Source organism: Candidatus Thiosymbion oneisti (assembly GCF_900092655.1).
Taxonomy (GTDB): domain Bacteria; phylum Pseudomonadota; class Gammaproteobacteria; order Chromatiales; family Chromatiaceae; genus Thiosymbion; species Thiosymbion oneisti.
Map to the genome: position 1 here is coordinate 1 of NZ_FLUY01001293.1, position 1,160 is coordinate 1,160.

Here is a 1,160-nt window from a genome sequence, read left to right on the forward strand (position 1 = left end):
TGTCAAGTCCCGCCAGATTATAGACACGTTTTTTGAACAGATTGGGTTGTTTTTGGTACCAGCTTTTCATGGTCTGGAGGGGAGGCATGTGGCCCAAGGCCTTTTGGGGAATGTGTTGATTATAGACCTGGACGTAGCGTTTGATGGTGTCGGTCAAGTGCTGGGATGAGTCGAAGCGGGTGGTGGCCAAGACGTCAGCGATGCGGCCGTTGAAGCGCTCGATCATGCCGTTGGTTTGGGGGGTTCTAGGTTTGATCAAGCGGTGTTCGACGTGGTTGGCAGCGCAGACCTGATCGAAGGCATGGGCACCGGTGGGCTGGCGTTCACCGGTGGCACAGAAGCGGTCGGTGAATTCCTTGCCATTGTCGGTGAGAACCTTGGTGATGGTGAACGGCGCCTTCTCGATCAAGCGCTTGAGAAAACCGCTGGCGGAGGCGGCTGACTTGTCCTTGAGGAGTTCCACGTAAACCCAGCGCGTGGCGCGGTCGATGGCGGCGAAGAGATACTGCCGCTGGCCCTCATCCGGCATTTGGGGCAGGTACTTCACGTCCACGTGCACAAAGCCGGGCGCGTAATCCTTGAAGCTCTTCACCGGCGGCTTGGCGCCGTCCTCCTGGGGCATCAGCGCCTTGAGGTTCGACACGCCATGGCGGCGCAGACAGCGGTCCAGGCCCGAGCGCGAGACCTCGCCATGGATGAACTCGCGGGTCACCGCCAGCAGGTCATCCAGGGGCAACAGCAGGCTCTCACGCAAGGCCACGACCACCGCTTCCTGGGCCGCGCTGAGGGTCGCCTGGAGCCGGTGCGGGCGGTGGGAGGCATCATCTGTCCCTTCGCGTCGGCGCCATTTCGCAACCGTGTGGCGATTGAGGTGGTAGACTGCTGCCAATTCCCGGTTGCTCACTGATGCGGGCTGAGCCTGGAGTTCCAGACGGATGGCCGGGGTGGTGCGGGCGTGCTGGTGCAAGTGGATGTTCATCAGGGTAATCGCTCGACTCAGGATTCGGGTGAGTGTGAGGATCAGATCAGGCGCTCCTGATCAGCCCCTCGGCTACCTTGCCGGTTCCTTCCGCTCCCTCTCCCGCAAGCAGCTGTAAGACCGCTCTTGCCTGCAACAAAGGATAGCTCCTCCTTGGTATATAATCACACGGGACCTGACA

General features: G+C 60.6%; 1 protein-coding gene. It reads right to left on the reverse strand.

Going from position 1 to position 1,160, the window contains the following annotated elements:
- Window positions 1-979: IS481 family transposase (locus BQ17_RS13430; RefSeq protein ID WP_089727885.1), on the reverse strand; the 979-nt coding region annotated here is incomplete at its 3' end.
- Between the last annotated feature and the right edge of the window lie 181 nt (window positions 980-1,160).